Here is a 5437-nt window from a genome sequence, read left to right as displayed (position 1 = left end):
TTAATCGGTAAACGTGATGTGAATTTCTTTGAAGTTCCATATACAGGATAATATAGACTGGGAACCGCCCAGTCTACACTATCCAGCACGGGGGCAAGCCCCCGAGATTTTCGCTCCGCTCGTTAAACCTGAACGTTGGCTGACTCAAAAATGATTGCCTGTCGATTAATTATACATCAGGCATCCATAATGAGTGAGGATTCAGAACAATTATACATCAGTAGCAATAGTTATTTATGGATTTAGGTTAAGCTGCTCATAATGCTGTAGAGTCATGAAAAAGCAAACGCTATCCGATGTGTCTCATCATGGTAGGATGTGTATATGAGTGCAAATAATATTCAACCTTTAATGCCTAGCCACATTATGGTCTGTCAATCAGCGCCAACTATCAGTAAGCCTCAAACATTCACTGTTGAGCAAGAGCAGCCACAAGTTTTAGAAGTCAATTCTAAAACGTTTATAGTCGGCCAGGTTCCCGAATATTGTGCGGAAGGAGCATTATTTTATGAAACAAAACCGTGCGAATTCACTGTACCACCGCCCTCATACAGTAGCCTAGTAATTGAATGTCTAGAAAACAATTCCACGGAATGTATTAGTGAAGCCCAAAAAAGTGAAGTTCCATTAAATCCAGTTACAGTTACCCAGCCTCAAAAAAGTCCATTTATTTTAGATGCTATAAAAATGAAGCAATTGGGAAAGCTAGAAATGAATGGTTGTACCTATAAAATAGCAAACAGTTTTTGCTGTAGAACTGCAGATATCAATTGTAAAAGTCTGTGTTCATTCTCGGCCTGTTTATTAGGAACTACATCAATAATAGTCACTCCAGCTACCATCTTTGGAACACTCTCGGTAAGTGGTACTGCGGCGATAGTTTTTTCCGCTCTGGGCTCTGGGGGGGGGAGTTTCTTTGGGTCTATATTAATAAGTACTGCATTAGGATTAACATATAGGTATACATCTTATAGGTTAAATAAACCTGTTTTAGAGATTGCAAACAACTTGATGACTGAATTAAACCAATTCTTAAAACTAAAAGACGAAGCTGATTTCAAATTAGGTTTTTTACCAATGGCATTGCGGTCGAAGGGTGAAAAATATTCAATGCGTGACCCCATTGCGATAAAAAACTATAAATCGTTTATATCAGCTCGAGAATTTTTAATGGCGATAGTTAACGGGGATAATTTGCCAAATGGAAAAGTGGCTACCTTTGATGAGTTTGTTCCTTTCGAAGGATACACAAGAGTTCAAAAACATCAAATAGGTCATCTGATAAAATGTTTTGAGCTATATGATACAAAAAAATATAATGAATTAAGTGAGTATTTAAATAACATCCCCGAAGAAGAATGTCTTGTACCTAGCGATGAGAAAAGCTGGCAACAAAAAAATTGAAATGAATACCGCTACTTTTGCTATACGAGGCTTGAATCACTGAGAGGTGTCACTTGCAACTTGCTGATGTTAATTTTAAAGTCAAAAACGTTCAGCTCAGAGCTGCACAGAACGCGATATTAATTAATTCCTTAAGCCTCGCCCCATATCCATTCTTTATTTCAAAAACCTCTATGTTATTCCATTTCAACTGATAAAATTGATTAACTTCTGTTCATATAAAGGTATTTATTATCAATAAGCTACTTATATATTCTTCTTTACACTAACGCCACCCAACTGATGTCTTTAGGATTGTCGAGTGCAATCAATGGATAGCCAACTGAGTATAAAGACTGAAATATAGCTAAATCAATATTCCATTATTTACTAACTGCCTAATTATAGTTATACCGTTGTGGTTAAGTTTTATTCATTTTTGTGGATTTCAATACCTCATAACTGCTGTAATCTTTGGCGGTTGTCTACCAAGGGTCATTAATTTTAAATGATGCGAAAAGGGGAGGTATTATGAGTCTATCAGTTTTACCATTGTGTCAATTAGCGAACATATCTGAAGCTTGTGAAGCGGCTTACCAGCAATTACCGTCAGCATCAACGGCGGTTTCAGCCTCAATAGGGATGGGAGTTGGTCTTGCAACAGGTGGTGTTGGTGGCGCTGTAATGGCATTAGGTTATAGCGTTGCTTTTAGTAAGGCTGGTCAATTAATCCAGTTTATGGAAAAGAAAGCCACAAATTTACTGCCTGAACCTGTTAAAGACACTAAAGCCGTGCAATACACTAGTCGCGTTGTTAGCACTCTAGCCCAATGCACTGTTATTGGTGCAACATCATCAGACATCGCAACAGGTACAGTAAAAGCGGTAGCAGGTATGATAGGTGGTCAGCTTGCGGCAAATGGGTCAGATATGGTTATGGATGAACTGAATATACCTAAAGACAGTACCATTAGGCACGTTAGTAATGGGACCTTTGGTTTTGTTGGTGGTTATGCGGCCAGCCAGGCGACTGAGGCTGCGATTAATTATGTCGCTAAAAGTATTCCTGTAGCAACGCCGACAACCTCAAATTTAGATGACAACCATGATGTGACAGCGGATGAATATGGTGAAGATTTTAATGATGCACCAGAAGAGCCTCAAGTAAAACGGCATGTAGAGTCTTTAAACCTTAAAGATGGCCTAATGCCTAAGCAAATGGGGATGCGAAATTTATTGTCCGTGGGTGAGGGGATCCCTGAACCTGCGCTTCCTATTCAAAATTGTCCTGAAAATAGAACAGAGCCAGATTTAGAATACGTAGAATTTTTCAAATTTTACGGGCTTTCTGGAGATGCTGGTCAATGCAGTGAGATATTGGTTAACGACTCAAAACACCTTGTATATGATGGAGCGGCAGGCAAAGAGTCTATAGTTATTTTGCAAAATCAGGCTCGCCTTGATCTTAGTGCTAATTCGGGAATGTCAATAAAGCTTACTGTCGATGAAGGAGCTTCATCAAGAGTGACTGCTTTTATAAAGACATTTTCTAATTCTGCACAACGGGGGTATGTAAAAATAGAGAATATTGGAGGGTCTCTGTCAGGGCTTCTCTCTCAGCAGGATTCATTCGCTAACGGGACAATAATAGTGCAGAATTTGGGTAATACTGGAGCCCAGCTAGAGGGAAATTGTGGTCATGATGCTTCTGTCTATATTGAAAACTCAGGAGGTGTGGGCGTTGAGTCAAATGATGATTCACTTTTACACTCGAAAGTGCAAATTAGCAACACAGGTGGTCAAGGGTTGATAGGGACGGGGTTGTCACTAACAGGCGCTGAAGTGGTGATCTGTCAAAATGGTAATGCAGAATTAAGCGGCAACTCAAGTCGTAACGCAAATTTTAAGGTTCAAGACGGTGGGAAGCTTATACTTTCAGAAAATGCTGGAGATGCTTCAGAAATCATCGTTAGCGGTAATGCTACATTACAATTAAATGGGGTGACATCTAATCCCAAAATTATTTTATGTAATAATGCTAAGATTTTGAACCTTAATGGGCTTGATATTGTAAATGATGTTCAATATAACGTTACGGACTTAAGAAACATGTCGCAGCCACTAGATAAAAGTTGCCAGCCAATGTTGCAATCAACAACCGTTAATATCGCACTTCCCTCTTCGACAACCTCAAATATTTTACTGACATCATCAATAACTATAAATAACAAGCCAAGCCAATCCGCAGAAATAATTGAGTCATCATTTCGAGCAAAACAATCAACCTCTCGAATAACACAGCCAACCTTATCGCAAAACCTGCCCACTCCATCTATAAAGCCAAGTGTAGCTTCAAAAGTCTCTCCAGCGGGTGACGCAGTAAATACAGGAGCTATAGTTGCAGTTGTTGTTATAGGTGGTGTGATTATAACTTTCTCAGCAATAGGGGGGGGAGTGGTCTGCTATATCAAACGTGAGACAGTTAGTCGATTAATCAAACGGTTCCGAGAGCAAGGTGTTTACATTAACAATCAGCAAGCCAAAGAAATAATCGAAGGGGTTGCAATTAATATTGCCAAACAAACTCATCCTGATGCATTTGAAAATCAACAACGCTCAGAGCAGCAAGGTGCAGCTGCGCAGTCACTCCCTGCCCAGAAAACCGTTACTATCACGTTAAAACAACTAGAAGAAGGATTTAACAATGCTTGTAAAGCGACTGAAAGTGCCGCAGAGCAAGCGAGTGAAGGTATTGCCACAGTCATGCAACAAGTTGCGCGTGACCTTAGTGTAAAATCAACGGCCTATTCAGAGCCAGTAGTGCAAGAGTATATCCCCCTAACAAGAGTCGCACCTTTAGCTCCAGCAGAAATGGTTGCAAAAACAGAGGTCGTTTCTTTTATTAAAGGTCTAACCAAAGATCGTGTAAGTGAATTATTATCAGCTTGCGCGAATGGAGAACTCAGTGAGTTGAAACAATTAATTGATTCATTGCCTCCAGAGTTTAATGTCCAATTATTGTTGGAGCACACTCCTTCAAAAGATAATGTAAGCCTGCTACATGTCGCTTGTGCTGCAGGTAACAGTGGTATCGTTGAATACCTTATTGGTCTAGATGCAAATATAAATAGCGTCTCAAAAAATGGGGTTACTCCACTTTATCTTGCGGTTTGGACTAAACAAACTGAGGTTGTTAAACAACTACTGAAAGCCAACGCTGATATAAGTCTTAAATCAAACGGTAAAACTCCATTAGAATTGGCTGAGGAGCAGGATGATAGTGACATTATTGCTCTACTAAAAAACGAGAAGTCCAAAATACCACAGCAACAAAGAAAATAATTTATCAGAATAAAATCACTGTTCGATGATATCGGTGAATAACCCTCTACAGCATCACACGATACAAAATCTTAGGTTGCTTATTATGGATTTAAATGGGGTATTCAAGATGCTTAACCAGCTTCCTATTGAGGTACGTCAATTAGATGCACCTCATTTATTTCAACCTAAAACAAAAGCTCTGGGTTCAAGGACGATACCAAAATCAGTGAGTGAGCATTACATTTAAAAAGCCATCTGCTCCCAACTTTACAACCTAAAAAATCAAGGGGCTTTTGCTGTTGTTACGCAAAAGTACAAGATGAAGAAACGTTGTAACTATTCAGCCTAGTTGACTCAATCTGGTTAAAATAGCAACGGTTGATTCACCACTTTACTTGATCTTCAATGATCATTTGACCGATCGTAAGCGTCTGCCAAACCGCACCTGTCATTACCAATTAAAATTGGCATAGTGGTCTTTTTTTCAAAGGCTAATGTAAATGCGACATCAACATCGAAGCTCTGAAGAGTGGCTGCATCTTTTAGAAGAGCAACAGGACTCAGGGTTAACCATAGGTCAATTCTGCCATCAACAAGAAATCCCCAAATAAACTACCCCGCAGCAAGCTGTCTCACCTTCGGCTCGACTTCGCTTCGCGAAGCGGGGTATTTATCTCAGAACAACGTTAACTGGTGATCTTTATGTAGCGCTTTGTACTTATCACCTTTT

4 protein-coding genes are annotated in these 5437 nt (G+C 39.5%); all 4 read left to right on the top strand.

The window, feature by feature from the left end; genetic code table 11:
- Positions 1–324 precede the first annotated feature (324 nt).
- The 4 genes from D5018_RS20500 to tnpA all read left to right on the top strand — a co-directional run bounded on the left by D5018_RS20500 (position 325) and on the right by tnpA (position 5318).
- Positions 325–1404, top strand: a complete 1080-nt coding sequence (locus D5018_RS20500; RefSeq protein ID WP_121840837.1) for a hypothetical protein — start codon at positions 325–327, stop codon at positions 1402–1404.
- A gap of 510 nt (positions 1405–1914) precedes the next feature.
- Complete coding sequence (locus D5018_RS20495; protein WP_121840836.1) at positions 1915–4725, top strand: ankyrin repeat domain-containing protein; 2811 nt, start codon at positions 1915–1917, stop codon at positions 4723–4725.
- Between the two features lie 85 nt (positions 4726–4810).
- Positions 4811–4954 carry a hypothetical protein gene (locus tag D5018_RS21840; RefSeq protein WP_165905136.1) on the top strand — a complete coding sequence of 48 codons (144 nt, stop codon included), beginning with the start codon at positions 4811–4813 and terminating at the stop codon, positions 4952–4954.
- Between the two features lie 253 nt (positions 4955–5207).
- Positions 5208–5318, top strand: coding sequence for an IS66 family insertion sequence element accessory protein TnpA (gene tnpA, locus D5018_RS22460; protein ID WP_416351556.1), 111 nt, complete (start codon positions 5208–5210; stop codon positions 5316–5318).
- Positions 5319–5437 lie beyond the last annotated feature (119 nt).

Origin of the sequence: Parashewanella curva (assembly GCF_003675895.1) — a bacterium.
Taxonomy (GTDB): Bacteria; Pseudomonadota; Gammaproteobacteria; order Enterobacterales; family Shewanellaceae; genus Parashewanella; species Parashewanella curva.
This window is presented reverse-complemented; position numbering and strand designations above follow the sequence as displayed.

Excerpts from the sequence above, each read along its gene's own strand:
- D5018_RS20495 (WP_121840836.1), top strand. The coding sequence starts at position 1,915 with ATGAGTCTATCAGTTTTACCATTGTGTCAATTAGCGAACATATCTGAA.
- D5018_RS21840 (WP_165905136.1), top strand. The coding sequence starts at position 4,811 with ATGGATTTAAATGGGGTATTCAAGATGCTTAACCAGCTTCCTATTGAG.
- tnpA (WP_416351556.1), top strand. The coding sequence starts at position 5,208 with ATGCGACATCAACATCGAAGCTCTGAAGAGTGGCTGCATCTTTTAGAA.
- D5018_RS20500 (WP_121840837.1), top strand. The coding sequence starts at position 325 with ATGAGTGCAAATAATATTCAACCTTTAATGCCTAGCCACATTATGGTC.